Origin of the sequence: Paraburkholderia sp. PGU19, assembly GCF_013426915.1 — a bacterium.
Classification (GTDB): domain Bacteria; phylum Pseudomonadota; class Gammaproteobacteria; order Burkholderiales; family Burkholderiaceae; genus Paraburkholderia.
Window position 1 is genome coordinate 1,482,872 of record NZ_AP023180.1, and the last position, 26,362, is coordinate 1,509,233.

Consider the following 26,362-nt stretch of genomic DNA (forward strand, 5'->3'; position numbering starts at 1 on the left):
TGGCGACGCTGCATGGCTATTGCTCGACCGTGCCGCGGCGCGCAAGCGGGTTGGTGATGTATCGGACCACGAAGTCTGAAAGAGGTGAGTACGGCAACAGACAGAGACTCGACAGAAAGAGCGTGCCGGCCTTCTTTTTCAGGCTCCAGAAAGGGTTGGCGACGATCGTGTGCATATACCCGCGAGAATCGTTCAGCATCCAGCGCCACCGCGCGCCGAGCGACGCGTGATACAGACTCGATCCGAAGTACGCTTTCTCATGCGCGAAATCGTGGAATGCAGACGGTAGTTCGAGATTCATCCGCTCCTTCGCGATTTCACGCAGCGTGACCCAACGCTCCTTGAACGCCTTCGGCGCCTTCTTGATCTGCTCCGAGTTCGCAAACGACACGCTCGGAGTAGCCGAATGATGGACCCGATACGCACCGAGCGATTGCGGTATCGTCGCGACGGCACCGATCAGCGCGGCCCCGTAGATCGCATAGAAGTCCGCGCCATAGCGATTGATGCCGCCTTCCGGCACCGGAAAGACCGCTTTCAGCGCGCTCACGCTATACGCATTGCCCGACGCCGGCGGCGACGGATAGAGCCAGCCTTCTTTCAGCAAACGGCCGCAGTCGGCGGGCGGCTCCGAGTGCGGAACGTAGGCGCCCGTCTGCTTGCCCGCTTCGTCGATCACGTCGAGACGAAACTGCACTTTCGCGAGATCCTCTGCTTCGAACTTGCGCATGACCTCCGACACCGCGTGGGGATACAGCACATCGTCGGAATCGAGGAAGATCACGTAGTCGGTGCCGGCGAGTTCGACACCGAGGTTGTATGCGGACACCTGTCCGCCGTTTTCCTTGAAAACCGCGGAGATGCGCGAACCATATTGCTCGATAATGGCCCGCGAACCGTCCGTCGAACCATCGTCGATGACGATCACTCGCGTTTCGGGATAGTCCTGCACCAACGAAGAATTGATCGTCTCGGCGAGAAAGCGTTCATAGTTGTAATTGCATATGACGATGGCGATCTGTTTCATAGAGCCTCGATACGATGAATTGAATCAGCGGGTAACTGAATCCGCTTTGCGAAAATGGGCGTATAGGCCTGTCGAATGCGAAAAGAACTCGTCTTTCTCAAGCCGATTTCCCCTGGTTCGCCCGCACGACGAGATAGCCAAGATGTCTGGGCGGCTTTCTGTCGGCGCCATTGACGTTGTCCGGCACGCGAAACCGTATGTTCATGGCGTCGCTATTCCAGTTCAGCGCGGTGTCTTCCTTCGGAGCGGCAGCGCCCGTCAATGCGTCGATAAAGAGCACTTGCGCGCCGCCCGACGGCGGTACGATGCCCGCTGCTTCCACGGTGCGCCAACCGGATGGAGCGCTCACCTGAATCACCGTGTCCTTGTCCGACAGCAAACCGGAGCCCGTCACCTCCGGACCGAATCGAAGCGGCCCTGGCAGCGACGCAAGCGCGCCGGGAATCGTCTGGTTGAGCACGATCAGGCTTTGCCCCGACACGTTGAAGGTGCGCGCGGGCGGACCGCGATGCGTGAGACGGAAAGGCTCATAGCCGTCCCAGTGATAGACCATCGACAGATACTTGTCCGGATCGTCCCAGTTGCGCGCCAGCGCCCATACCGCGAACTCGAAGAAGTAGCGAGGCAAGTAGTGCTCGTCGAGCATGTACCTGTCGCCAATCTCCGTTTGCCACAATCCGCGCGCCGGCCCCTGTTTGACGTATCGTTCATACAGGCGGTCGAGATCTGCAACGGGCAGGTAATGCGTGTCGAGGTAATCCACCCAATCGGCCATCCGCTCGTTCAAATGCGGGCTTCGGTAATCGAGCCACTTGTCGAGATTGTCGAGACCGCCCTGATCGGGCCATCCGCCATAGACGACATAAGCGCCATAGCGTCGAATGATGCGGGCAGCCGGAATGTGAATTCGTTCGACGTAGTCCTGCATCGCGCGATCGTAAGGTCCGGACTGGTGCTCGTTTTTGCTGAAGTTCGGACCGTGCCAGAAAGTGGCTTGCGGCAATCCGCCTGACAGGCGTCCCGCCGCTTCATTCCAGATCTGGAAATGGCGCACGCCATACGGCGAACCTGAGTACTTGCGAACCACCGCTTCCACATAACGCTCCCATGCACCGACATCTTCGGGCGCTGATTTCGTGTCGCCGGAAAGGCTCGCATTCCACTTCGGCGTATAGCCGAGAAACAGCAAGGACCGGATGCCGTTCTGGTTATTGCGCAGTACGACCGAGGGCAAATCGCTGTCATAGCGATTGCCTGTCTTGTCGACGCGCATCGGTTGCGTCGGCGCATCCGGCTGTCCGGGTCCAACCGACCCACGCCCCCAGCTGATACCCATCTTGTGCCACATCTCGATGTCGGCAGCCGAGCTTGGCCAGCCATTCGTTCCGATCATGTCGACGATCCTGCGAGGCGCGCGATTGCCAACCGGACCGGGCGCAACCGCGGTCGCTGAAATAGCATGCATAGGCCGCAAACCGGCACACGCGAGCGCGGCGAATGTGGCGAGTACACGTCGTCGGGATGGCCGGTAACTGATTCGATGCATAGGCTGCCCCATTCGCTGTTCAGCCGGCCGACACACGTGTTGCGAGTTCCGAAAAAGGCTCACTCTCCTTACCGTTCAGCACGTCGAGCAGCCTTTTTGCCGAGCGGTCCCAGCGGTATTCCCGTGCATGTGCCATTCCTTTTACCCTGTACCGTTGCCGTATCGCGCCATCGCTCATCATCAGTGAGATCTTTTCGGCGACGTCTTGCGCGGACGTCGCATCGAAATACATCGCAGCGTCTCCGCACGCTTCGGGAATCGAAGTGCGCGACGAAGCGACGACGGGGCATCCGCAATACATGGCCTCGAGCGGCGGCAATCCAAACCCTTCATAAAGCGACGGGAAAATCAGGCAGCCCGCACGTTGATAGAGCGCCTTCAACTCGCTGTCCGACACGAATCCCGCCCATATGACCTGCTTTGAACGTGACATCGCCTCGATACCTTCATTAGCAAAAATGCGCGAGTTCTTTCCGCCGACGATCACGAATCTCACATTACTCAAATGGCTCAGGCCCGAAATCGCTTCGAGAACGCGCTGCAGATTCTTGCGCGGATCGAGACTCCCGACAATCACGCAGTACGTGTCTTCGCTGAGTTGCAGCCGATCGATGACGCTGTAATCCGGCACGACGCGATCGAGATGATCGGCGCCCGGCTGGATCACGGCGATGCGCGACTCGTCGATCTTCAGGTGATGGCTGATGCGCCGCTTCGAAAACGCGGATACCGTCAGCACGAATGGTTCCATTCTTGGCAGGATCGAGAAGCACAGCCGATACCACAGCAAGAACTTCTTCGAAAAACCATTCGGCGCGTCATAGACGGCCATGTCGTGGACCATTACCACCTGCCTGCGCTTGAGGATCGGATTCGTGTTGCACAAATTGACGAGCGTCCGGCCTCTTGCCGCGAGCGGCAGCGTGATCTGTTCCCATAGCGTGCCGCGCAGCCACGGAAAGCGCCGCTGCCGCTTGAGCGACGCGCCGGGCTCCATCGCGTTGTGCGGCACGAAGATCTCCAGTTCATTGCCCGGTTCTTCACGCATTTGCATTGCTCTCGTGAGTTCATATGCGACCCGTTGCACGCCCGTGACAGGCTGCGATGTGAACTTTCCATTAATCGCGAATGCCATCGATTCTCCGCCTCACGAAGTTGTGCCGTTAGCAGTGGTTGCGTAGTGACTTGCCGCCATCAGGCCGCTGTCTCGACTTCGCCGAAGTCGCTCGCATAGTTCGTCGCGTAGCCGTAATTGCGCGTGCTACGACGCAGCGGAATGCCGTTGAAGACAGCGCCTGCCACACGCCCGCCTGCGCGCTCGATCTTCTTGATCGTGTCGGCAATCTCCTCCTCGCTCTGCATGCCCGAACGCAGCACGAGCAGCGATGCACCCGTTTCGTTCGCAATGATCGAAGCGTCCGTGACGGCGAGGAACGGCGGTGTATCGACGATCACCAGGTCGAAGTGATTGCTCAGGCGTTGCAGTAATTCCCGGAAGCGCGGCCGCGTGAGCAATGCCGCCGGATTCTCCGGACGCGCCCCGCACGACATGAAGGTCACGCCCTCGATGCCGACTTGCCGCAGCGCATCGCGCAGTGGCATCCGCTCGGCAAGTACTTCGGAAAGGCCACCGCGATTGCTCTGGCTGAAGAAGGCGGCGAGATGGCCGCGGCGCATGTCGCCGTCGATCAATGCGACCCGCGCCCCTGCCTCCGCGTGGAGCGTCGCGAGATTCGCCGCGACGAAACTCTTGCCCGCCGATGTGGTCGGCCCCGTCACCATCACGATGTTGTTGCGGGTATGCGCAAGATCACGCGCCATTGCAGTGCGGACTTCGCGTAGCGCTTCGACAGATGCGTCATGCGGGAAGCGTTCGGCAAGAATCTTGTTGCCCGACGTACCGAACGAAGGATCGATCTTTTCGCCCGTTGCCGCCTCGCTTCCTTCCGCGCCACGCTGTAATGGCGGTGCACTGCGTCCGCCTGCGCCTGGCAATGGTTTTCGCGCGGCGGCCGGCAGGCCTCGATCGAGTAGCGATTGCTGATGACTGAACAGCACTTCACCGACGACGGGCACACTCAGACGACGCTCGACATAGCGCGGGTCCGTGACGCCCACCAGCACGTGGCGGCGCATGAAGACGATAAGCACGCCCGCCACGAGACCGAGCACGAAGCCACCCGGCAGCACGATCAGCGGATCGGGCTTGACGGGGCGATGGGGCCGCACTGCTGTATCGAGAATGTGCGCGCCGCCCGTCGTGCTCGCACGACGCACCGTCAATTGCTCGGCCTTCTGCACCATGCCCATATAGACCGTCTCAGCGACCTTCTGCGCGCGAATCAGATCGACGCTCTCACGCTCGGACGCAGGCATGCCCTGGAAGCGCCCGTCGAATTCGGATTTCGTCTTCTTCAGTTGCGCGAGCTGCGTGTCGACGCTTTGAATCCAGCGGCTTCCGGGCGCGTATTTGTCCAGCAATTGCGTGCGTTGCAGTTCCAGACTGGCAATCTGCCGGTCGAGATCGAGGCCGCCTTGCAGATAGGATTGCGCCTCGGTTGTCGGCTGCATCGAATTGGACTTCGCACGGAAGGTCTTGAGTGCTTCTTCCGATTTGCGCAGGTCGGCAAGCAGGCGCGGCAATTCGCCCTTGATGAAGTTCAGTGTCTGCGTGTCGTTCAATTGACGGCCGGCGATCGCCGCCGCGAGGTACTGCTGCCCCAGTGCGTTCGCGACTTCAGCGGCCTTTGAAGGACTCTTGTCCGCGTATTCGATCTCGATGAGGCCGGAGTCCTTCACCTTGTCCGTGATCTTCACGACATCCATGAAGCGTTTGGTCGCATCCACCGAGTTCCAGCGGGTCACCTCGAAGTGCGTGCCTGACCGTGCGGCGAGCTGATTGACCAGCATCGAAATGCCGTTGCCTTCGGCTGGCTTGCCGACCGTGCCCTTGACCAGAAATTCGCCCGACGGACCCAGCAGTTCATATGCGCCGTCGCCGAGCGCAATGAGACTCAGCTTCTCTTCCTCGAGATTCTGCGGAACGTTCAGGTAACCGACCTTGACGACCTCGCCACCCCATGCAAATGACTTCAGACCGAGCCATGCACCATTCGGCTCGCCGGGCGTCGAGAACTTGTCCGCAATGTCGCCGATGATCGGGATGCGCCGGGGCTTGATCGAAACGTCGAAGCGATATCGGTCGATCACGGGGTCGAGCACCGTACGGCTGCGCATAACGCCCATTTCGGTGCTGGGCGACGGCGCGGGCGGCGGGAGCGCCTCCTGGGTCTGCAGCGCGAGGCCGAGCGCGTTCGGCTCGGGCGGATCGACGCGCACGAGCACATCCGCCGAATACACGGGCGTTGCGATGAGCTGATACGCGACGGCGAGCAGAAACACCGCGACGGTGGCCGCCACGATTTCCCAGATATGGTCCCGCATCAGGTTGAGCATCTCTCGAGCGGTGAGCTGCCCACGCTCAACCTCAGGGGCAACAGGAAGCGAGTTCGAGGGGTAATAATCCACGGGAATCATCCTTTGAAATGCGGTTGGTCGAGCAGGCTGCAAGCACGTGAGTACCCGTCGAATGCACGGCGCGATGGCGGCCTGAGGCCGCCTGACGGGACGCAACAGAAGCTCGATCAGCCGTGCTCGGGCCGACGATGAATGACAGGAACGGCTGGCCAGATGGCCATGACGGCAGCTGACGGGGAGTGAGATAACCGCAACTCCCCGATGCCGTATCAGAACTTCAGGACGAGAAGAGCAAGATGCCTGCGTATTTCACTCATGCGTATCCCCTTTTCCGACACCGGCGGCACTGACAATGGCGAAAAGCCCGTCGTGTCTGCGCTGATGCGAAGACCTGTCGGCGTGCGCAGCGAAAGCTTCGATCGCCACGACCGCGTGAGGCGAGTGGCACGTCATGCACGCTCTCGACGGAGCAATTCGTTTGGAAAAAGCTTCTGGCTGATTTCATGAATTGACTTTCAATCCGCGAAATCGCCCTTCCATTGATGTTGCGTTAGAGCATAGACGCGCAGAATTCGAATTAGTACAAACCCGGCTTAAATTCGGGTGCTAATGGCCGATATCGTGGAACACGTTACATCGACTGCCTGGCAGAGAAAGAGTTGTTGCGATCTGAAATTCGTGTAACAGAGTGATACGCGACGCGGAAAATCACGTAATACAACGGTAGTGACAGGATGCTATTACGGCGATTCGCTTACGAAATCCTTCACCATTCTGTGTCCCTTATACGCCAAGCCTCGGCGGCAAATGAACCGGCTTTGACTCAACAAAATCGGACATTTTCGGTCAGAAAATCTTTCCGTGATCAGAAGAAACACCTGGAACCTCAAGCGCATATTTAAGTAAGAATTTCCCACATCCGAACGATTTCGCCACATCAATCGCGCCAATCGGACAGGTGTCGCATGGCTCATGTCCCTACTGTATTCTGATTTGGTCGAATTGTTGTGCATTAATTGGGAGAGCTAACGGTGAATGGGATTTATCAACCGCATCCGTTGTGTGCCGATGAACGGCTCGAGGAATCGAAGTTTGAAAAGCATATCGGTCTGCTGATCGCGCCGCATTGCTCGATGGCGGCTGCGGGCGCGGTTGGCGACGCCTTTTGTCTTGCCAACAAGCTCGAAGCGGACGTCGGCGTCGAGCCGCCGTACCGCTTCTCGGTGCTGTCTCAGACGGGCGGATTCGTCACGGGCGGCGCCAGCTTTCCGATCTGGACGCAGAAGCTCGAACGGTTTCAACTGGCCGACTTTCACGCCTTCTTCGTTGCTTGCAGCGCCGATCCGGTGACCGAGTCGAGCGAGCAGCTCGTCTCCTGGCTATCGCGCCAGGGACCGGGCACGCCGTCCTGCATGCGGCAGAAAACCGATCTGTCGAGCTGCCCGGCGCAGTCCGCCGTGCCCGTGTTCGTGCTGGACGACGGTCTTTCGGAGATGCGGCCCGCCAGTGCGACGCCGACTGAAATGGCCCTCGTGCAGATCGAGCGCGATCTCAACCCGGAGACGGCACGCCGGATCGCGCATACGCTGCAGCCGCAACCCCGTCAGCGCATGCGACCCGACGCAGATGATGCGGGGATCGCGACCACGTCCGAGAAAATCCGCGAGTCGGCGCACTGGATCAGAGAAAACTTTAGCGAGCCCATTTCCGTCAGCCAGGCTGCCGAGTCCGCGGCGATGAGCAAGCGCAACTATCAACGCCGCTTCAAGGTCGAGTTCGGCATGACGCCGCTCGAATATCTGCTGCGCACGCGCTTCGAGGTGGTCTGCGCGATGCTGATGGACACCGAGCTTCCTATCGACAAGATTGCAAGGCGTTGCGGCATGGGCGACGGCAACCGGCTGGGGCGCATCTTCAAGGTGCGTTACGGCATGTCGCCAACGCGTTTTCGCGCGTTGCGTCATCTCGGCAACGGCAGTCACGCTCAAACGCTGTCGCCTGCAGCGGCAGACCCGGTCGTCCAATCGGCCGCAGCAACGGATTTGCTTATGAAGCCCGTTTTCTAGCGGGACGCAGGGAGCGCGAAAAATGCCAATAACCAAGTATGCGCAGGCCCGCGAAGAGAGGGACGCGTCTGCCACGAGAAAGGGGACGCCCGCATCGTCCGAAAAGGTCGAGGCGCGCCCGCTGCTGCATGACCATGTTTTGGGAGACCCGATCCCATCGCAGTCAGCGATCCGGAGAATGAAAGAGAAGGCGAAGTCGATATTGCCCGATACGCTATTCCTGAGCCTGTTGCACCGGAAATGTATCGGGCGATATCCACGACTCGCACGTCCCGCCACATTCAACGAAAAGATCCTGCAACGCAATCTTCGTCCGGACCCGCGCTACGTACGCTTGACCGATAAGCTCGAAGTTCGGGAATATGTTGCCGACAAGCTCGGCGAGGCGCATCTTGTTCCGCTTATCGCCGCGCCTGAGGTATTCACGCGTGCGGTCTTCGACAGTCTGCCCGAAGCGTTCGTGATGAAGGCGAATCACGGCAGCACGTTCGTCGAAATCGTGCGGGACAAGTCGGAGACCACGTTCGAAAGGCTGCAGGAGTTGTCGGAACGGTGGCTATCGACGTCGTTCTATTGGGTGGCACGCGAACGGCACTACAGGAAAATCAAGCCGCGCATCTTTTTCGAGCAGCTTCTTCTGGACCGCAACGGGCGCGTTCCGGCTGATTTCAAGGTGCATTGCTTCGGCGGGCACGCCGGACCACCGCTCATGTACATTCTTCTGATCACGGACCGGTTCGGCAATAACACCCATGGAGACGTGTTCGACGCGCATTGGCGGCATATGGACGTCATGATCGGCCCCTACACACGCAGTGCCGAGCCGCCGCCTCGGCCTGACAATCTCGAATCGGTGCTGAAAGCCGCGACGATCATGGCCGAAGATTTCGACTATGTTCGCGTCGATCTCTATGCCCCCGACAACCGTGTCTATTTCGGTGAATTGACGTTCACGCCAGGCGCGGGTGTACTGCCCTTCACGCCCGACCATATCGATTATGAATGGGGACGACTGCTGGAAGTGAGCGGCGGTCTGTGAGGCCGCGCTTCCCCGCTGGGATGCGGGGAAGCATTCGTGGAGCGCGCGGCGCCCGCTGCGGATCAGGAATCCGCGTTGCCCGACACGAAACTCGTGAACGCGCTATACGGCGGATTGAGCGCTACACCGTTGGTCATAATGCCGTACGTGTTGTTGCCGCTATCGAGCACGTAATACATGACGGACTGGATATTGTGGGTCTTGCGCGCCTGATAGAACTTGCCGAGCGTAGTCGTGATATAGCTGGCTCGATATGCCTGCGTCTGCTCGGGCCCCGTGTTCCATTCGGTGATGATGAACGGCACACCATAGCGGGCCTTGCAATACGTCGGCAGATCGAATCCTGGCCCCGAGCCGTCGATACCGATGTTGAAGATGTCGCCGTACACTTCGTAGTTATGCCACGTCGTGATGTCCCAGCGCACTTTCGGATAACCGCCCGAGCCGTCCGGCTGCAGGCCGTCCCAGAGGGCATCCGCTGCGCCAATATCCGCGACGCAGAAATTGATGCCGCACTTTGCCGTGGGTTGAACCGACTTCACGCCGTCGATCATGCCGCGCATCGCGCCGCGCATGGCGGGCCAGTTCTTGTTGTTGAAGTCGACGGCTTTGGTGCCGGCGTTGGTAAAGTCCAGTATCGTGGCGTTCTGCCGCGTCAACTCGTTTCCGCACTCATAAAGGGTCACGCCGTATGCCTTGAGTGCATTCGCGACAGCCATCGCAGCCTGCAAGCCGCGATTGTATGCGGCCGACTCGCTGGTGAAGACGTTGCCGTTCGAGTCGTACACGCCCTGGTTGATCAGCACGAGCAGCGAGATTCCCGCCGACTGAAAGGCTTGCGCGAGCTTGGCGACTGCATTCAACTGATTCGGGTCGTCGGTGCAACCTACGCGGTAGCTCGTGCAGCCCATGCCTTTCAGGATCGATACGAGCTGCGCCGGCGTATAGCTGTAGTCGTAGTGGCCGTTGACGCCGTAGAACATCCCTGCCGTGGCCGCCGTAGCGATGCGCGGATCGTTGCAAGGCAGCCAGCCGCCAACATCCGTGCAGACATAGAACTGCCCGCCCGTTCCCTTGTGCCAGATCTTTCCGCCGTACCACAGCAGCAGCGACACGTTGTACGTGTTGCCGACTGTCTTGCCATTCTTGTAGATGACGCCGTTTACGACGGTCCACATCGCACCCGTCTTGTCGATGATGTACGACGCGGGGGGAATTGCCGTGCCATCGGCCGACGTGCCGCCGAGGCGCGGGTCGTTACAGGCAATCCATGTCGATCCATTCCACGAATAGAACTGACCGCCCGTCCCCTGGTGATAGATCACGCCACCATAAAACAGCACGAGCGCGACGTTGTAGTTGTTGCCCGCTTTCACACCGTTCCGGTAGACGGAACCGCCCGACAAGGTCCATGTGGCACCGGAGTTGTCGACGATCGATGTGGCCGATGGAATGGTCGTGCCGCTAGCCGACGCCGCCGCGCGGGCCGTGGCTTTCGCCACCGCGTCGCCGGAAACATCGCTGATACTGCCCGCGCCTCCACCGCACGCGGTGAGGACATAACTGCCACCGAGAGCCGTCAGGCGGCCTAGAAATTGACGTCGTTTATTCATGGCAAGCGCATCCCTGTCGAGAAAGTTCTCGAATAAAGTCCAAAGAGTTGACGACTGGATTTCGGACCAGGATGGCGGCGCGAGCGACTCCGCATTGCTCAGTAATCCTGACTGGCAATCGCGATTTGTTGCCCGAGTTTCAAACAGGGAGAAGATGAATGAACCGCCTGCCGAGGCGTGCTTCCTGTCGCCCAGCAGGTGCCGACGATTCCCCTAACGTGTTGCCAATACTACCAACCGTCCTTGTGCACTGCGCAAACGCCTCACCTTTCAGGCGTGAATGACGTCCGGCAATTTGTTCGCACATGTCCTTTCGATCGGCGTAAATAATACCCAAGACATGTGGTAAATCACACCCAAAAATAACTTCATCGGACAATTAGCAGAATTCTTCCGACTATAACTTTGTGGAAAGGAAATTCGCCCTTTGGATTTCCTGTGAGTGAATTTCGCGCCGGGGTTTCGGACAATATGACCCTATGAGGTATTTTTGTGGTCCTTATTGTTTTGCGCATTACGGGTATTGCTGTATTGGAAATCGACGGACAGACGAGCGATGGCGTCGCTTTTACCGAAGAGTCACAATTACCGAAAGAAAAATGCGTAGCGAATGGCGCAATTTTCGTCACATTGAGAATTTTTTTTCTGTATCGACCCTGGATGTTTTCGACGAAATGGGATTCGGCGTGAAATGACGCCTGGCTAACCATCCAATAAATGCGTAGAAAAATGCGGCAGCGCGCAATCGAAAGTCACGCACTGCCGTTTGAATCAACTGGCGCTAACCGCGCGCACGGCGCGTCATTCATCACACGTCGCGAGTGCCAGTTGTTGATGGGCGCTGCACATCGTCTCGCCCTTCGATCCATTTGCATCGGCATTGCCACGCGTCCACGCACGGTACTCGATTGGAGACTTGCCCACGCACCGGCGAAACAGCTTGCCTAGTCTGTCGCCGTTGGTCAGCCCAACGCGTCGCGCCACTTTGTCCGCGGGCAGCGAAGTCTCCGCGAGCAACTGGCACGCACGCTCGAGCCTGACTCGCTGCAAATACTCGGATGGCGACGCGCCTATGTACGTCTGAAAGTTGCGCAGCAGTGTTCGCTGGCTCATCGCGCAGGCTTCGGCAGCGTCGTTCACGCTGACGGCGCGATGACAGTTGTCCTGCAGCCACCGTGCCGCTGCGCGGATTCGATCTCCCGCAGTGTTGGCTGCGTCCACGGACGGCGAAAGCCATTCGCTCGAATCGACGAACGATGTGCGGCGCAGCGCTTCCTGCGCGATCGATTCGCCGAAATCCGCGCGGATCACTTCGAATGCCGCTTTGACGGCACTCCCCAGTTGCGCCCTTCGGCGGCGCGCCTGTTCGTATCCGCTGACCGGGCCTTTGTCGTGGGTCCCATTCGATGCTTCGAAGCCCGCCGTGAAGAGTTTGACGCGCGCACCATTGGCCCTCATCCGTTGCAGCCAACCGCTCAGCAAGGGCGTGTCGCAGGCCGCTCTCGATAGCGTCCCACCGGCGACGAACACATGCGCAAATCGTTCGTCGCCCGTCTTCGGCAATTCGTCTGTTGAAACGAACAGCGAGCGATCGCATTTGACATGTCCACCGCCTTCGGACAGAAATCGCATCTCGTACTTTCTCGAAGTCTCCCCCGTCGCCAGCGAACACGCACATTCAAGCGCCTCGGCGATGGCGCCTATCCCGAGCAGGTCGCACGATTCCGTCAGTACAAAAGCGATACGTTGTGTGGTTGACGCTGCGCTGATCTGCTGGTGTGGTATCCATTGCAAGTTATTCCCGACGAACATGGTCGCTCCCGCGTGCTGTGTGATTGACATGCCTGCGCATGCAATGACTTCTAAGACGATCGTTAAGGCCTTCGCTTGAACTTGAACGCGAATGGACAATCGACGTACGACTGCTTTCTACCTGTGCCCGAACGGAGGCCGCACCCGCGAGCGCACCCAGCGCCTGAGCGGCCACACCGGTCGATTAAGTTCGTGCCTCACAACCAGACTCCGCCACACATGGGCTGCGCTGAAGACGGGACGACGCGCCTGACGTTCCAGCAAGCGCTTGCATCCGGGCAGATGCAACAACGAACATCCTTTGAACCAGCGAAGGTCACGGTGCGTGTTGCCCGACCAGTGGCGTCCGACCACGCGGTTCGCGCCGAGATCGATGATCTGATGGCCGTCGTCGGCAAGCAGATTGAGCGCGGCGGAAATGAATGCCTCGTCCCCGTTGTGATTCAACTCGTTGATGACGCGCCGATATCGCTCGAAGCATGCGTGCGCGCACGGCACCAGTTCCCTGACGAATCCAGCGGAAGCGAGCAGTACCTCACCGCCGAACCATCGCGGGTTTTGAAGGCGCACGCCCGCCACCGTTTCGAGATCGTCGATGACACGACCGTCGCCATAGGCCGAGAACTCCTGATCGGAGATGTCGAACGCGCCCACACCTGTCGTCTGACAGCGCTGCAGCAATTCTTCATTTACGGCTCGAAGTGCGAGCATGTCGGTGTCGAGCACCATCAGCAACTCGCCTTCGTGCAGCATCGCACCCAGCTGCTCCACCATGTCGAGCTTGAAATGCGCGCCATAGAAGCGGGTACTCCTTGGTAGCGTCAATTTCGACGGCGCCAGTTGCAACACATTGGGACGTGCATCGGCATCGACCTTCTCGATGTAGCGCGTCACGTCGTCAGCGACATTCGTCGCTACCGTCAATCTCGGCAAGCCGACTGCTTTCATGCTGCGGTTGAGCGTGATGGCCTGCTCGACGTAGCAGAATGGATCGGCGCTTTTGCAATTCGGGCTTCCCGTGCTGTCGGTCTCCACGTACACGAGCGCGCAGGGCAAGACACCGATGCCCGCGCGAGCACCGCCCATCGCGGAAGAATCCATCTGTCTGAAGGTTGGTGCGAGGTCATTGCGCAGGAACGCTGCGTCGAACATCGTCGTCGCCTCCGGGCTAATGGTTGTAGTGCGGTTGTAGTGCGGCGTGTCGTCCCCGACCCATCGGTTTGACGTGCTTATGACAACCCTTCGCAACGGGTATCAATGCATGACGCATTGAAATAGCAGCATCCATGCCACTCGGATAAATGGCATGGAATCGGGGGTTTTTGAAAATGAAGTGAGCAGCGTTTTGAAAATTTGTCTTGTAGATCGTGCAAATTCGCGGAATACGAAGTGTCAAATCGGCAAGTTTTTCATTGGATGCGAGAGCATTGCATTTACCCGCAACTCTTTCTCAATTGTCTGGATGACTCGCGATAAAGCTCACAAACGCGTTGTAGGGAAGATTCAGCGTAACGCCGTCGATCATCACGCCATAGGTGGCATCACCGCTATCGAGCACGTAGTACATGGCGGACTGGATGTTCTTCGTCTTTCTCGCCTGATAATAGCTTGCGTACTGCGAGCTGATGTAGTTCGCACGATACGCCTGGCTCTTCTCCGGCCCGGTGTTCCACTCGGTAAGCAGAAACGGCACGCCATAGCGCGCGTTGCAATAGGCCGGCAGATCGAACCCGGGGCCTGCGCCGTCCGTGCCGATGTCGAAGATGTCGCCGTACACCTCGTAGTTATGCCACGTCGTCATGTCCCATCGCACGGTGGGATAGCCGCTCGTACCGTCGGGCTGCTTGCCGTCCCACAGCGCGTCGGCGGCACCGATATCGGCCACACAAAAGTTGATCCCGCATTTCGCAGCCGGTTGAGCCGACTTCACACCGTCGATCATCCCGCGCATCGCGCCACGCATGATGGGCCAGTTCGCGTTGCTAAAGTCGGCCGCCTTGGTGCCGGCGTTGGTCGCGTCGAGAATGATTGCGTTGTCGCGTGTCAGTTCGTTTCCGCACTCATACATCACGACGCCGTACGGAGCGAGCGACGCCGCGACCGTCGCGCCACATGAGCGCCCGCGATTGTAGGCAACGGTTTCGCTCGCGAACAGCACGCCGTTCAGATCGCGCACGCCGATATTGATGAGCACGAACAGCGTCAGTCCCGCTGCCTGAAACGCCTGCGCGAGACGGGTGACGGCGGTGAGTTGCACGGGATCATCCGTGCAGCCGACACGATACGTCGAGCAGCCCATGTTCATCATGATCTGCACGACCTGGGCAGCCGTGTAGCGATAGTCGTAATGGCCGTTGATGCCGTGGAAAGACCCACGCGGCGCGGCGACAGCGATACGCGGATCGCTGCACGGCAACCATTGATCGAGGTCGGTGCACACGTAGAACTGTCCGCCCGTCGACCGGTACCATATCTTCCCGCCGTACCACAGCAGCAGCGACACGCTGGAGGTCAGACCCACGTAAGCGTTGTTGCGCAGAACCCTGCCATTGGAAACCGTCCACACGGCGCCGACCTTGTCGATGATGTATGACGCCTGCGGGATGGTCGTGCCGTCGGCAGACGTGCCGCCAAGGCGCGGATCGTTGCAGGCGAGCCAGGTCGTGCCATTCCATCCATAGAACTGTCCGCCCGTGCCCTGGTGATATATACCGTTGCCGTACCACAGCAGCAGCGTCACGTTATAGGTATTGCCCGCCATCACGCCGTTGCGATAGACCGAGCCGTTGACGAGTGTCCAGAGTGCGGCCTGATTGTCGGTGATGGAAGCGGCGGGTGGAATGGCTGTGCCGTTTGCCGAGGCTAGCGTGCCGCTGTTCGATGAGCCCGTATCCGTCTGCGTCTGGTTCGACGAGCCCGAAGTCGCGCCATTCGAAGTCGCTGAGGTTGCGCCGTTCGCAGCTGTTGTCGTAGTCGAGCCGGATATCGCGCTGCTGATCGTTGCGCCGGCACCGGATGCGTTGCCCTGATCGCCGCCCGAACCGCCTCCCCCGCCGCCACATGCGGTCAGCACATAGCTTCCGCTGACAGCGGTCACCAAACCAAGAAATTGCCGACGTTTAACCATGACCATTCAATCCACTGCCGGGCCGCGCCCGAAGAAAACACCTCGATAGGGAATGGCGGCGAGCGGATTGGCGAAAGGTGTTGAGCCTTTCGCATTCGATTCGCGATCCTTATCAATTGATGCTGATCGCTATCGGATGGCGGTAAATATTCCCGCCTTGAGTCCGCATCGCGCAGCTAGTGAATGGTTGTCGGCAGCAAAGGCTTGTCGGCGTAGGTTATTGGCGAAATAACGGATTTATTTCGGTATCGGGAAATGATGGAAAAGATTTGCCCTTCTGCAGGTCATGCCATTTTTACCGAATTTCGCTTCCACGTGCGTTGAATCCCCGATAACAATACGAATACGCGCAAAATCAATGCGCAGCCGAAAAAGAATAAACCCCTCCTTTATTCCCTTTGATCGATTTATTAGTGCCACGTCCCTTAGTCTGATTTCGGATGAAACGGCAATTTTTCCCGCCACTCAAAAAACACGCATCCGGCGTCACAACGACACACGCGGCTTATCCCTGCCCGCCATGGTGCCTTCGTTGCCGACCCATGCCCGCGTCTGTATCGTGAGACCGTGCATTGGCACACGCGACACTCATCGACCCGCGAGGACCACCCATGACCACTCCGGCAGACACGCCGCCCGCTTCACCCCTCAGCACCGACGTGCTGATCATCGGCGCGGGACCCGTGGGGCTATTCGCCGCGTTCGAGGCAGGCGTGATTGGCCTGTCGAGCCAGATCGTCGACAACATCGAGCGTGTGGGCGGCCAATGCATCGAGCTATATCCGGACAAACCCATCTACGATATTCCGGCAGTGCCCGTATGCACCGCGCGCGAACTGGTGGACCGGCTCGTCGAGCAATGCCGGCCCTTCGCCCCGCCGCTGCATCTCGGCCATCGTGTCGAAACGGTCGAGCGGCTCGACAACGGGCACTGGCTCGCCCGCACGGATAAAGGACTGACATTCGAAGCAGCGGCTATCCTCGTCGCGGGCGGCAACGGGTCGTTCGTTCCGCAACGTTTGCTGCTCGACGAGGCCGCGTCGCTCGAAGGCCGTCACGTTCACTACAGCGTCCCCAAACTCGACGACTTCGCCGGCAAGAAAGTGATCGTGGCGGGCGGCGGCGATTCCGCGCTCGACTGGGCATTGGCGCTGCGCACGGTTGCACAGCACGTCACGCTCGTGCATCGTCGCAATGGCTTTAGCGCAGCGGACTCCAGCGTCGCCAACATGCGCCGCGCAGTCGAAGCACGCGAAATGGATTTTGCGGTCGGCACGATCGCGAGCCTGAGCGCACCCAATGGGCAACTCCAATCCGTTGAAATCCGGCAGGCCGAGGGCTCCGCACATCTCGAGGCCGATCATTTGCTGGTGTTGTTCGGTCTCGTGGCCGATCTCGGTCCGATAGCGAAGTGGGGAATCGAAGTACAAGGCGGACGCATCACGGTCGACACGTCGAACTACGAAAGCACGTGTCCCGGCATCTTTGCGGCGGGTGATATCGCGGGCTATCCGAACAAGCAGAAGCTGATTCTTTCGGGCTTTCACGAGGCTTCGCTTGCGCTTCGAAAGGCATACAACTATGCCTTTCCCGATAAGAAACGCGTGCACATCCATTCGAGCTACGACGCGAAGCTGGCAGAGCGCGTCGCCGCGTCTCACGCATAATGAACAGGTCGCCTTTGCCGTGACGGGATGCGCGTCGCGCTTCGTGTATAAAGGAGAAAGCCAGAACCAACGGAGCGCTCCGTGTCCGAAACGCCGCCGTCAAGCACCAACCCAAACACAGAAGACTTGCGTTCACCCACGTGGCGCCGCGCCACACCGTGGGCCATCGGCGCCGCCGTCGTCCTGTTGCTCATCATCCTGTTCGCCGTGTTCAGTACGTCGCGCAAAAGCCCGGACGAACGGGCGCTGGGCGAACTGGGATTCATCAAGGCCACCTGCAGCAACAGCGACGGTTCTGCCGCGCCACCCGACTCCACCTGCCTGGCCTTGCGGGCAAAGCCGACGCTGACGGCATCCGAAGTCGCGGCCGCTATTCCGCACCTGAAGGATTCGGACCGAAAGATCGAACTGAACCTCGCCAATACGCAAATCGACAACCTCGAGCCGCTGAAAGAACTGGATACGCTGGATTCGCTCGACCTGACGGGCACGCCCGTCTGGAACATCGATGCACTCAAGGACATGCATTCGCTGAAGCGGCTCGTACTCCATCGCACGGATGTAGAGAACATCGCCGCGCTTAAAGGGCTGACCGGTCTGCAATCGCTCACCCTCTGGGATACGCGGGTCTCGAATCTCGATGCGCTGAAGAGTCTGACCGACCTTCGGCAACTCGACCTGCGCGACACCCAGGTTCGGGATCTCGATCCGCTCGAAGACCTGCCTCATCTGGAAACACTGAAACTCGGCGGCGCACGGAATGTGCGTGACATCGATGCGCTCGGCCAGCTCACTGCCCTCAAAGCACTCGACCTCAACGAGACACAGATCGACAGCATCGCTGCGTTGAAGAAGCTGCGCGACATGCAAGCGCTTTACCTTGCGAACACGCCGCTGCGCGACATCGACGTGATAAAGGGTATGCCGTCGCTGAAAACGCTCGTGCTGGACGGCTCCAAGGTCGACGATATCGACGCGGTGCGCGGCTTGCACCAGCTGGATACGCTCGTGCTCGCCCGTACACAGGTCACCAGCATCGACGCGTTGAAGGAGCTGACCGCGCTGCAGAGGCTGAATCTCGCCGACACCCGCGTCGAGAACATCGACGCGCTGAAAGACCTGAAGAACCTGCGGATGCTCAACCTTTTCCGCACGAGAGTTCGCAATATCGATTCCCTGAAAAGTTTGACGAATTTGCAGGAGCTGTATCTCGCGAACACCCCCGTCGAAGATATCGACGTGCTGAAGGGCCTCACCGGATTGCGCGAACTCGTTCTCTACGGAACCAAGGCCAGGAACGTCGACGAACTCAAGGCGGCGCTGCCGAAAACGCGCATCGTGTGGTGAGCATTCGACATTTTCGCAACAGGTGCGCAAGGTCACACAGTAGCAGCCTGGTTTTTGATAGTCTTTATCCGACAGCACGCGTGACGGTTAAACGCGCGCTGGCAGAGAAATTCGACCAGGTGTTTGAGTACCGGAGGGTACGCTCATGCTTAACTGGCTTGCAAACCTGATTTCCCATCACGCCCCGACTCCAGAAAAGCAGGCCGAGCGGGCCTTGAGCGAGCTTCGAATGGGTCTTTTCCAGGCGGAGCAACGGGTACTGGACGCGCAGTTGCAAGCCGACTATTACCGATCCCGCATCGCGTTCTGCGAACAGGTCGCAAAAGCGGGCATCGAGCTGGTATCGGACCGCCGCAAAATCCCGCAGGAAGTCGCTCTCGACAGTTCGCGGCCAAGCCTGAAACTCACCGCCGCGCAATAGCGGCGGCGGGTGTACACGGTTGTGCGGTTGCGCCGCTGCGCGCGCCGCCGTCATTCGCATGACGAGCATCAGGAATACGGCGTGCCGTCCTTGTGCAGGAAACGGCCGTCGCTGCTGGGGCTCATCATGTCGATGTCGGAGCAGGTGATGACATCCGTGGCCGAACGCGAACCGACTTCGAGGTAAAGGGCCGTCACCTTCGACCTGTTGATCAGGTGATGGCCGTTTCCGGAGTTCTTCGGAAAGGCCGCGCAATCGCCCGCGCGCAATACCGTTTCGCCGCCACCTTCGATCAGCGTCAGCTCGCCTTCGAGCACGAAGACGAACTCGTCTTCGGCCGAGTGCCAATGGCGCTGGCTCGACCAGTTGCCCGGCGGCAGGCGCATGAGGTTCACGCCAAAATCGACCAGTCCGCCTGCGTCGCCCAACCGCTGGCGAACGCGTTCGGCGCTGTGCGCGGCATACGGCTGCGGATATCCCGTGCCTTGAAGTTCCGGTACGCCGGCAATGTCGATTTTGGGCATGCAAGACTCCGTCGATCCACGCGAACCGTCCATTTGTACACGACTCCCGATTCGTTGTGGCATGGTTCGCTGTCAGCCCGTCAGCGCGAAAGCCCTCTTTTGCAGAATGCGCGCGGTCATCGTACGATCGCGTACCGCTGCGCACGCACTCCCACCCGACTCATGAAAGACTCGCCCTCACGCTCAGGTTCACTCGGGCCGCTGCCTTATGTCGTAGCCGCGACCTTCTTCATGGAGTATCTGGACACGACGATCATCGCCACTGCCCTGCCGGCGATGGCGCACTCGTTCGGCACCAGCCCCAACGCGCTCAGCCTCGGCATGAGCGCCTATATGATCGCGCTCGCGATCTTCATTCCGGCAAGCGGCTGGGTCGCGGACCGCTTCGGCTCCCGCAGCGTGTTCTTCTCGGCGATCGTCACGTTCACGCTCGCTTCGCTGCTGTGCGGCATTTCGCAGAACGTGGTCGAATTTACCGCTGCACGTGTGCTGCAGGGTGTCGGCGGCGCGCTGATGGTGCCCGTGGGACGGCTGACCGTGGTGCGCAGCATCGACCGGAAGCAACTGATGCAGGCAATTTCAACGATCACCTGGCCGGGCATCGTCGCGCCCGTGGTCGGGCCGCCCGTAGGCGGTTTCATCACGACTTATGCGTCGTGGCGCTGGATCTTCCTGCTCAACCTGCCCGTCTGCCTCGTCGTGCTCGTCGCCGTGCTCAAGTGGGTGCCGAATCTGCGCAGCGCCGAACGCCGTCCCTTCGACGCACTCGGCCTCGTGCTGAGCGGCGCGGCGTTGACGGCCATTCTGTACGGCGCCGATGTGGCCAGCCAGCCGGACATGAATCCCCTCGTCGGACTCGGCATCATCGCCCTCGGGCTCGCAATCGGCACTATTGCGTTCTATCAGGCGCGCCGCCAGCGGCATCCGTTGATCGACGTCACCACGCTGCGCATCCCGACATTCTCCGTCACCGTCGTCACAGGAACACTGACGCGCATCGGCATTGGCGCGGTGCCGTATCTGATGCCCTTGCTGTTCCAGATCGGCTTTGGATTGTCGGCGTTCAAATCGGGGTTGCTGCTCCTTGTCAGCGCAACCGGTAATCTCGGCATGAAAGCGCTCACGACGCGCATCCTGCGGCGCTACGGTTTCAGGCGCGTTGCGATAGCCGGCAGCGCGGTATGCGGCGTGTTCACCATCGCGTGTGGCGTGCTGACGCCTGCGTCGCCGCTCGCGTGGGTACTGGTGGTCGTGTTCATCTACGGGCTCGCGCGTTCGCTACAGTTTTCCACGCTGGCCACGCTCGCTTACGCGGACGTGCCCTCCGAACAAACGAGCGCGGCCAATACATTGTGGAATGCGGCGGCGCAGATGAGCATCGGTCTCGGAATCGCCTTCGGCGCGCTGGCGCTGCGCGCGGCAGCGGCCGTCAACGGCTCGGGCGGTGGTCAGGGACACGCGTTCACGCTCGACGATTTCCGCTTCGCGTTCCTGTGCGCGGGCGCGTTGACGATCGCATCGGTATACGGATATGTAAGGCTTGCCCGCGATGCGGGGCACAGGCTGAGTGCCGCGTCGCGTTAGAGACCTGCCTCAGTTTCAGCACACATCGCGCATAAAGCGGATTTTTATGCTCAAGGTTGAATTGCAATCGCCGATATCCGGTGCATGAATGCAAATGAACTTGACAAGCACGTCCCGGATGACCCCATGTGGCGTGTTGCGCAGGCAGTCGAAGGGGGCGTCCGCACCATTCGCAAGGCCCGCGGAAAATTGAACCCGGAAGACTGCACGCCCGGAACACTCGAATACGAAGTCGTCACGATGGAGTTTCTCGACGACTGCATCCGATCGTTAGGCGGCGACCCTGACGCCGACGATGAAGACGATAACTTCTGCGCCGGAGCGACGGGCTGAGCGTCTGCGCTTAAGTGTCGAACATCAGCGGTTTCTGGTGTGTCGCGCGTCGATTTTTGTCTGAAACAGAAGTATGAATTTCGCGCCATGCATTAATGGTGCCAGTATACTTCGCAGAGGTCGCGCACTTCGCGCAGCCCGCGCCCCAGCGATCAATCTGGGATCCTTTCCCCGGTGCAGCGACGTTCGATGCGTGCCGGCTGGCAGACCAAGGAGATCGCGTGAAGAAACGGTTGGCCTCGCTGACGGCCGAGATCATCTGGCTCTTGTGCTTTCTGGTGCTGGTGGCATTGGCACCGACGCTCTTCGCGAAGATCGTGTTGCTTGTCATCTGCGCGCTATTGGTCTGGCTATATCTGCCCCATAAAAACGGCAGCTAGGCAGAGAAGCCCCAACTCCCTACCGCAGGTCACGTTCCTGTCGGACTTCCAGCGGCGCTCCGCCTGTCACGATCGCCGCCATGCCGCCAGACCACCTGGCGTCGCCGCTTACGGCATTCTCCAGATACACCGCGTCACACTCCCAAGCCGGTTTTGTCAGCCATTGCATTCGACGCCGTTCTATTGCGCCGTACACGCGTCGGGTTCGGTGCTTGCTCATCACTCATCGCAGGCGGTGCGCCGATGCTGCACCGTCCCGTCGTCGACATGGCGGTTTATCAGATCGTGCTCAACTGGAGTGACAAATGGAAACGACCAAGACGGAAGGTACCCTTCGCGAAGCTGTGGGCAATGTGAAGGAAACAATCGGCTCGCTCGCAGGCGACGTCGGAATGCAGATCGAAGGCAAAGCAACTGAGTTGCACGGCAAGGCGCAACAACTCTGCGCCGACGCATCCGATCTCGCGCGCGACGCCATGTCGTCCCGTCCACTCGCCGTGCTGGCGGGCGCGACTGCAATCGGCTTCGTGATAGGCGCGCTGTGGTCAGCAAGGCGTGACACGGGCGACTAACCCAACACAGAGACAACGCAGGCCACCCTTCTTTCAGGAAGCCGTGAGATGTCGATCCAATCCAAAGTGAACCAGTGGAGCACCGTGAGCCGGTTCTGCATGGACCGGATGGCAGACTACGGCGAACTCATTTCCATCGAACTGGCGCAGGCGCGCGCCCAGCTCGCTCGCGAAGTGATTGCGCTCGTGGCGCTGGCGGTCGCGGGATTGTTTGCGCTGTCGTTCTTCTGCATCGCGATCATCGCTACGGCATTGTCCACCCCGTACTTCGTTCAGGTGGCCTGGGCGATCGCGGCGGCGTGGCTGCTGCTGTGCGTGATTTCCTTCATCGTCGTTCGTGCACAAAAGCCGGTGCGCTCGTTCCGCGTGCTTCAGGATGAAATTCACCACGACCTGCGCGCGGTCAAGGAGGCGTTGAAATGACTTCGCGACTGGCGGCGCTTGCCGCGGCTGAATCCGATGTGCGGGCGCGAATGGCCGTATCGCGTGCGAACCTGGTCGCCGCGCGGGACGCAGCGCGCCTGCTTCCGGGCGCCACCAGGCCTTCACTGACGATGCGCGCGCGAGAGCTGGTATCGATCGCGCCGAACGTCACGCTGCTCGCGGCGGTGCTTGTCGGATCGCTGGTGCTAGGGCCGCGCAGGATCGTGGGCGTCGTCGTGCGCAACGGGCTCGTTGCGTGGATCGCGAGGACGGTGCGGCGTGTCGCGGGAAACTGAGCGCCGCGATTCGCCGCCGCGTAGAAGCGTTCAAGGTGGCGACGCAACTGTCCGTCTCTGCGCGACGGTGGGACGTGTCAGATTGCACGTCTGACCGCTCGTCCGCCAATTTGCACTGCTCCGTCCGCGTATCGCGCCATGAGCGTACACGGCTGGCCGAGCGCGTCGCCTTGCAGCAGCGTAATGCTTCGCTCCAGCGACAAGGCCAGCGCGCCAGCCGCCACCCCCGTCGCAGCATCTTCGAAGCGCGGGTCTAGATGATTGAAGTTCCGCCCCGCGTACACATCGTCATGAAGGCGGCAATAGACGTACATGCCTGAAACGCCGTGAGTTCGGCTCCATTCAGCAATACCCGTCAGATCGGGACGCAAGGCGGCCAGCACCGATTGATCCGCCACCTCTACCAGCAGCTTTGCGCTCCCCACCGATGCGAGTCCAGGTGTACCAACCAGGTTGGTCGGTTCGACGCGAAGCAACCGCGCCGTCTCCGCGACATGACGGGTCAACGCCGGGCAAGACTGCGCCTTCACGCCGACGAAGATTCCCCCATCAACGCGCTCGACCTCGAGCACCTGCCGATGCACGCTCGTGACGAACCGAACGCGATCGACGTCAGGGTACCGCTCGAAGAAAACCGAGCTCGCCGCGAGCGTCGCATGCAGGCAAAGGGGGCTGCGGGCATGCGGGTAGTAGTAGTCAAGCTGCATGTCACCGGCCGCATCCGCTTCCACGAATACCGTAGCGCTTGCGTCTTGCTGCTGGGCGAACTTCAGTCGTTCCGGTTCAGCCAACGCTGAGTCCTCTACGACGATCGCCGTGTTGCCACTTTCGTCAGTGCGGCCGAAGCAAAGCATGCGATGGATATTCATTGTGGGTCGTGTCGCTGTCGAATTGCGTGCGGGTGGAAATTATCGCGCAATCCATCTCTCGCAGGCGCTGGCTGGATCGACCGCCTCGACGTCTCCTGTCCGCTGCTGCCGACGAACTGATCGCACGTGGCCCTTTTTCATTGCGAAGCCTTGAACCAACCGTGCACGTTTGTGCACGTTTACATTCTTGTTTATGCACGATATGATGCAGACATGAATGACGACATCCCCTCGCACGACGCGATGAGATCGCGAACAGGCTCGCCCAAGGGCAGCCTGTCGTCGCGGCCTCGCTCGCTGCTGAATTCAATATTTCGGAAGACGCGATCCGTCGCGACCTCCGCGCGCTGGCAACGGAAGGCCGCTGCCGCAGGGTTTACGGCGGCGCGTTGCCCATCACGCCCGCGTCCGCACCGATGGCGGCCCGCATGGACCTGGCGCGGGAGCGCAAGTCGGCGCTGGCTCGTTCAGCCGTGCCGCTGATTCAACCAGGCGAACTCCTGTTTCTCGACAGCGGCAGCACCAATCTCGCGCTCGTCGACGTGTTGCCAGAGGAAAGCGAACTCACCGTGGCGACCAATTCCATCGACATCGCCGCTGCCGTGCTTCGCCGCTCCGATCTGCATCTCATCATGATCGGTGGATCGGTCGATCCGGCCGTGGGCGGATGCGTCGATGCGAGCGCGGTGGAGGCCATCGCCCAGTTGAATATCGATCGATGCTTCATCGGCTCGTGTGCGATATCGCCGAAGAGCGGGATCAGCGCGTTCGGTCTCGCCGACGCGACGTTCAAACGCGCGGTCCTCGCGGCCAGCGAGCACAGCGTGGTACTCGCGCTCACCGACAAGTTCAACGCCCGCGCGCCCCATCGGGTCGCCACGCTCAAGGCGATCGAATGCGTGATCGTCGAACACGACCTGCCGCGCGCGGAGCGTACGGCTCTGTCGAAATCCGGCCCATCGGTTGTTGTAAAGGCCGAACTGCCCGCCAGCCTGTGAGCGCGGCCAACCCATTCAGGACACCCGTGACAATGACGTTCGACCGACCCGCGGCACGACTCGCGACCCGCCTTGCCTTCCTCGTGGCCGGATTCGGTGTCGCGTGCTGGGCGCCGCTCGTGCCCTTCGCCAAGCAGCGGCTTGGCGTCGACGACGGCGTGCTCGGCCTGTTGCTGCTCTGCCTCGGCCTCGGATCGGTTATCGCGATGGTGATCACGGGCGCGCTCAGCGCGCGATATGGCAGCAAGCCGATCATCGCCGTGGCAGGGTTCGGGCTGGCCGTGATCCTGCCGTTTCTGACTGTTGTCAGCACGCCGCTCACGCTGGGTATTGCCTTGCTCGCGTTCGGCGCGTCGCTCGGTTCGCTCGATGTCGCGATGAATATCCACGCAATCGATGTCGAGCGGGCGGAGGGCCGGCCCTTGATGTCGGGGTTTCATGCACTGTTCAGCATCGGTGGCTTTGCTGGATCGATGGCGATGACCTTTCTTCTTTCGATGCACATCGGCCCGCTCGAAAGCACATTGCTATGCGCCGTACTGATGCTCGGCGCGATTGCCGTTGCGCGGTCACGGCTGATCGAAACGGCTCACGCGAAAGAAGGTCCGCTATTCGTCGCGCCACGCGGCATCGTGCTGGTGCTTGCCGGCCTCACGGCGATTACGTTTCTTGTCGAAGGTGCACTGCTCGACTGGAGCGCGCTGCTGATCACGGGCGCTGGACTGGTGGCTGCCGCGCAGGGCGGAGTGGGCTACATGGTTTTCTCGGTTGCGATGACGGCTGGCCGCCTGGGCGGCGACGCGGTGACCGCACGCGTCGGAGACCGCGCGATGGTGTTCTGGGGCGGATGGGTCGCAATGGGCGGCTTTGTCGTTCTGTTGACCGCACCGGGCGCTGCGATTGCGATGGCAGGCTTTCTGTTGATCGGCCTTGGCGCATCGAACGTGGTGCCCGTGCTGTTCCGTCAGGCAGGCTCGCAACGCGCGATGCCATCGGCGCTCGCCGTCGTCGCGATCACGACGACGGGTTACGCGGGGAATCTCGTCGGCCCGGCGGGTGTGGGGTTTGTTGCGAATGGAGTGGGACTGCCGGGGGCGTTCTGGATGTTGGCGGCATTGCTCTGTCTTGTGCCGTGTTGTGCCCGGCTGGTTACGGCGAAGCAGGCGCAAGTGGACATGTCGTGAACTTCGGTGACGGTGATGTCCTGAGACTGTTTACCTCGGTTGTCGTCTGCAGCGCTT

The 26,362-nt window shown here is 60.2% G+C and carries 22 protein-coding genes and 1 pseudogene; 13 read left to right on the forward strand and 10 right to left on the reverse strand.

Going from position 1 to position 26,362, the window contains the following annotated elements:
* Nucleotides 1–16 precede the first annotated feature (16 nt).
* The 4 genes from H1204_RS24305 to H1204_RS24320 all read right to left on the reverse strand — a co-directional run bounded on the left by H1204_RS24305 (nt 17) and on the right by H1204_RS24320 (nt 6,110).
* Nucleotides 17–1,027: a glycosyltransferase family A protein gene (locus tag H1204_RS24305; RefSeq protein WP_180731103.1), complete on the reverse strand. Its 1,011-nt coding sequence runs from the start codon at nt 1,025–1,027 to the stop codon at nt 17–19.
* Nucleotides 1,028–1,124: 97 nt separating this feature from the next.
* Nucleotides 1,125–2,585 (reverse strand): hypothetical protein, encoded by a 1,461-nt coding sequence (locus H1204_RS24310; protein ID WP_180731104.1) that lies wholly within the window; start codon nt 2,583–2,585, stop codon nt 1,125–1,127.
* Nucleotides 2,586–2,592: 7 nt separating this feature from the next.
* Nucleotides 2,593–3,708 carry a glycosyltransferase family 1 protein gene (locus H1204_RS24315; protein ID WP_180731105.1) on the reverse strand — a complete coding sequence of 372 codons (1,116 nt, stop codon included), beginning with the start codon at nt 3,706–3,708 and terminating at the stop codon, nt 2,593–2,595.
* Nucleotides 3,709–3,767: 59 nt separating this feature from the next.
* Nucleotides 3,768–6,110, reverse strand: a complete 2,343-nt coding sequence (locus H1204_RS24320; RefSeq protein ID WP_243468655.1) for a polysaccharide biosynthesis tyrosine autokinase — start codon at nt 6,108–6,110, stop codon at nt 3,768–3,770.
* A 971-nt stretch (nt 6,111–7,081) separates the two neighbouring features.
* Between H1204_RS24320 and H1204_RS24325 the strand changes: the two genes are divergently transcribed.
* Nucleotides 7,082–8,116 carry a helix-turn-helix domain-containing protein gene (locus H1204_RS24325; RefSeq protein WP_243468656.1) on the forward strand — a complete coding sequence of 345 codons (1,035 nt, stop codon included), beginning with the start codon at nt 7,082–7,084 and terminating at the stop codon, nt 8,114–8,116.
* Nucleotides 8,117–8,294: 178 nt separating this feature from the next.
* Nucleotides 8,295–9,155, forward strand: coding sequence for an ATP-grasp fold amidoligase family protein (locus H1204_RS24330; RefSeq protein WP_243468657.1), 861 nt, complete (start codon nt 8,295–8,297; stop codon nt 9,153–9,155).
* Between the two features lie 62 nt (nt 9,156–9,217).
* Here H1204_RS24330 and H1204_RS24335 read toward each other — a convergent pair whose 3' ends face one another.
* The 4 genes from H1204_RS24335 to H1204_RS24350 all read right to left on the reverse strand — a co-directional run bounded on the left by H1204_RS24335 (nt 9,218) and on the right by H1204_RS24350 (nt 15,707).
* A complete protein-coding gene (locus H1204_RS24335) occupies nt 9,218–10,768 on the reverse strand; it encodes a hypothetical protein (protein ID WP_180731108.1) in 1,551 nt (516 codons plus the stop codon).
* A gap of 801 nt (nt 10,769–11,569) precedes the next feature.
* On the reverse strand, nt 11,570–12,400 hold the full coding sequence (locus H1204_RS24340) for a helix-turn-helix domain-containing protein (protein WP_243468658.1): 831 nt from the start codon (nt 12,398–12,400) through the stop codon (nt 11,570–11,572).
* Between the two features lie 297 nt (nt 12,401–12,697).
* Nucleotides 12,698–13,732: a response regulator receiver protein gene (locus H1204_RS24345; protein ID WP_180731110.1), complete on the reverse strand. Its 1,035-nt coding sequence runs from the start codon at nt 13,730–13,732 to the stop codon at nt 12,698–12,700.
* Between the two features lie 298 nt (nt 13,733–14,030).
* Entirely contained in the window at nt 14,031–15,707 is a 1,677-nt protein-coding gene (locus H1204_RS24350; protein WP_180731111.1) for a hypothetical protein, read from the reverse strand.
* 611 nt (nt 15,708–16,318) lie between these two features.
* Here H1204_RS24350 and H1204_RS24355 point away from each other — a divergent pair.
* The 3 genes from H1204_RS24355 (at nt 16,319) to H1204_RS24365 (ending at nt 19,142) form a co-directional block, all read left to right on the forward strand.
* Entirely contained in the window at nt 16,319–17,374 is a 1,056-nt protein-coding gene (locus tag H1204_RS24355) for an NAD(P)/FAD-dependent oxidoreductase (RefSeq protein WP_180731112.1), read from the forward strand.
* An 81-nt stretch (nt 17,375–17,455) separates the two neighbouring features.
* Nucleotides 17,456–18,721, forward strand: a complete 1,266-nt coding sequence (locus H1204_RS24360) for a leucine-rich repeat domain-containing protein (RefSeq protein ID WP_180731113.1) — start codon at nt 17,456–17,458, stop codon at nt 18,719–18,721.
* A gap of 145 nt (nt 18,722–18,866) precedes the next feature.
* A complete protein-coding gene (locus H1204_RS24365; protein ID WP_054932722.1) occupies nt 18,867–19,142 on the forward strand; it encodes a hypothetical protein in 276 nt (91 codons plus the stop codon).
* A gap of 68 nt (nt 19,143–19,210) precedes the next feature.
* On the opposite strand, the gene H1204_RS24370 is transcribed toward H1204_RS24365, so the two are convergent.
* The gene (locus H1204_RS24370; RefSeq protein ID WP_180731114.1) at nt 19,211–19,666 is read right to left on the reverse strand and encodes a cupin domain-containing protein; all 456 of its coding nucleotides are present in this window, start codon (nt 19,664–19,666) and stop codon (nt 19,211–19,213) included.
* A 162-nt stretch (nt 19,667–19,828) separates the two neighbouring features.
* Between H1204_RS24370 and H1204_RS24375 the strand changes: the two genes are divergently transcribed.
* The 6 genes from H1204_RS24375 (at nt 19,829) to H1204_RS24400 (ending at nt 23,254) form a co-directional block, all read left to right on the forward strand.
* Nucleotides 19,829–21,250, forward strand: a complete 1,422-nt coding sequence (locus tag H1204_RS24375) for a DHA2 family efflux MFS transporter permease subunit (RefSeq protein WP_180731115.1) — start codon at nt 19,829–19,831, stop codon at nt 21,248–21,250.
* Between the two features lie 126 nt (nt 21,251–21,376).
* Entirely contained in the window at nt 21,377–21,583 is a 207-nt protein-coding gene (locus H1204_RS24380) for a hypothetical protein (RefSeq protein ID WP_243468659.1), read from the forward strand.
* A 221-nt stretch (nt 21,584–21,804) separates the two neighbouring features.
* Entirely contained in the window at nt 21,805–21,963 is a 159-nt protein-coding gene (locus tag H1204_RS24385) for a hypothetical protein (RefSeq protein ID WP_180731117.1), read from the forward strand.
* 305 nt (nt 21,964–22,268) lie between these two features.
* A complete protein-coding gene (locus H1204_RS24390) occupies nt 22,269–22,535 on the forward strand; it encodes a CsbD family protein (RefSeq protein WP_180731118.1) in 267 nt (88 codons plus the stop codon).
* A 48-nt stretch (nt 22,536–22,583) separates the two neighbouring features.
* Nucleotides 22,584–22,958 (forward strand): phage holin family protein, encoded by a 375-nt coding sequence (locus H1204_RS24395; RefSeq protein WP_180731119.1) that lies wholly within the window; start codon nt 22,584–22,586, stop codon nt 22,956–22,958.
* Nucleotides 22,955–23,254: a hypothetical protein gene (locus tag H1204_RS24400; RefSeq protein WP_180731120.1), complete on the forward strand. Its 300-nt coding sequence runs from the start codon at nt 22,955–22,957 to the stop codon at nt 23,252–23,254. Before H1204_RS24395 ends, H1204_RS24400 begins: the two co-directional genes overlap by 4 nt.
* 77 nt (nt 23,255–23,331) lie before the next feature.
* On the opposite strand, the gene H1204_RS24405 is transcribed toward H1204_RS24400, so the two are convergent.
* Nucleotides 23,332–24,108 (reverse strand): PhzF family phenazine biosynthesis protein, encoded by a 777-nt coding sequence (locus H1204_RS24405; RefSeq protein WP_243468660.1) that lies wholly within the window; start codon nt 24,106–24,108, stop codon nt 23,332–23,334.
* A 228-nt stretch (nt 24,109–24,336) separates the two neighbouring features.
* Between H1204_RS24405 and H1204_RS24410 the strand changes: the two are divergent.
* Nucleotides 24,337–25,121, forward strand: a pseudogene (locus tag H1204_RS24410) (DeoR/GlpR family DNA-binding transcription regulator).
* Nucleotides 25,122–25,153: 32 nt separating this feature from the next.
* On the forward strand, nt 25,154–26,305 hold the full coding sequence (locus H1204_RS24415; RefSeq protein WP_180731122.1) for an MFS transporter: 1,152 nt from the start codon (nt 25,154–25,156) through the stop codon (nt 26,303–26,305).
* Nucleotides 26,306–26,362: the final 57 nt, after the last annotated feature.